The organism is Paraclostridium benzoelyticum, assembly GCF_001006285.1.
Lineage (GTDB): Bacteria > Bacillota > Clostridia > Peptostreptococcales > Peptostreptococcaceae > Paraclostridium > Paraclostridium benzoelyticum.
The window spans coordinates 1-1,852 of sequence record NZ_LBBT01000161.1 but is presented as its reverse complement, the minus strand read 5'-3'; the positions used below and the strand labels follow the sequence as shown (position 1 = coordinate 1,852).

Here is a 1,852-nt window from a genome sequence, read left to right as displayed (position 1 = left end):
TGTTTAATTTTCAAAGTTCATTTTTGTTTTGCCCTTTTCTTAAGGACAAGTAATACTATACCACCTTAATTTAACATCGTCAATACTTTTTTTAATTTAATTTTATTTTTTTAATTTTCTCTAAAAAAACTCTCGAATTTCAGTTCTTTACCTACCTACTCCCCTTAATATAAAAAATATAGTATGTAAAAGTTAACGAAGTGTAGATGTAAAATCTGTAGCGACATTTCAAAGCATCTTCTCAGCTTTGTGTCGCAAAGATTTTACATCTACACTTCGTGGTTTATTACTTTACATACTATGTTTTTTTCATCCTATTCTATTCAAATATTTTATATTCATTGTATAAAGGATATTTATTTGTTAAAGCTACCACCTTTTCTCTAGCTTCTTCTTCTTTATTATAAGTTAAACATAAATCTATAGCCTCTGCTATATCTTTCATATCTTCTTCTTTCATACCTCTTGTTGTTACAGCTGGAGTCCCTAATCTTATACCACTAGTAACAAAAGCTCCATTTGGATCAAAAGGTATTGTATTTTTATTAGCTGTTATATACGCTTCATCTAATCTTTTTTCGGCTTCTTTTCCAGTTATATTTTTATTAGTTAAGTCTAATAAAATTAGATGATTATCAGTTCCACCTGTTACTAACTCAAATCCTCTATTCATTAATTCTTCTGCTAATTTCTTAGCATTTTTTATAACTTGAGATTGATATTCTTTAAACTCTGGCTCTAAAGCTTCTTTAAACGCTACAGCTTTAGAAGCTATTATATGTTCTAATGGACCACCTTGAGTTCCTGGGAATATAGCTTTATCTATAGCTTTTGCATATTTTTCTTTACAAAGGATTACTCCTCCTCTAGGTCCTCTTAAAGTTTTATGAGTCGTAGTAGTTACAAAATCAGCGACCTCACATGGGTTTTGATGAAGTCCAGCCGCTACAAGTCCTGCTATGTGAGCCATATCTACCATAAGCATAGCACCTACTTCGTCAGCTATTTCTTTAAACTTTTTAAAATCTATTTCTCTAGGATATGCACTAGCTCCCGCTACTATTAATTTAGGTTTTATTTCATGTGCCTTTGTTCTTATATCATCATAGTCTATTCTTCCATCTTTAAGGTCTACACCATACTCTGTAAATTCAAAATATTGTCCTGATATATTTGCAGGAGACCCATGAGTTAAGTGGCCACCTTGAGATAAATTCATCCCCATAACCTTATCTCCTGGTTTTAATATTGAAAAATATACACCCATATTTGCATTAGCCCCAGAATGAGGTTGAACGTTAGCATGTTCTGCCCCAAATATTTTTTTTAATCTTTCAATAGCTAACGTTTCTACTTCATCTATATACTCGCACCCTCCATAATATCTTTTCCCCGGGTACCCTTCTGCATATTTGTTAGTTAAATGGCTTCCCATAGTTTCCATAACTGCCATAGATACTATATTTTCTGATGCTATTAACTCTATATTCCTTTGTTGTCTTTCTAATTCTCGTTGCATACTTTCATAAATCTCTTTATCTGTTCTCTTTAAGTTTTTGAACATTTACCTCATCCCTTCTTTTTATAAATATGTATTATTAAAAGCTAATTTAAATTGGAGAAATCTTAATATTTATATATTCGCTTGTACACTTTTATATACCCAATTTTCATAACTTTACAATAATTAATATTATTTAATTTAAATAGTCCCCTTCTAAATTTCCGTTAAATATTTACCCTAAAATATATTGATAAATTATTTTGTTTTATGTATATTTATACACCAGGTTATAATAAAATGTCAAATTTTTCTGTTAACTTAATAATTCTTTCAATAAAAAATAAAAAA

At 29.6% G+C, this 1,852-nt stretch carries 1 protein-coding gene; it reads right to left on the bottom strand.

The annotated features are described in order from the left end of the window. Positions 1 to 319 precede the first annotated feature (319 nt). The gene (locus tag VN21_RS07470; protein WP_046822706.1) at positions 320 to 1,564 is read right to left on the bottom strand and encodes a serine hydroxymethyltransferase; all 1,245 of its coding nucleotides are present in this window, start codon (positions 1,562 to 1,564) and stop codon (positions 320 to 322) included. Positions 1,565 to 1,852: the final 288 nt, after the last annotated feature.

Coding starts and splice junctions, on each gene's coding strand:
- VN21_RS07470 (WP_046822706.1), bottom strand. CDS start 1,564: ATGTTCAAAAACTTAAAGAGAACAGATAAAGAGATTTATGAAAGTATG.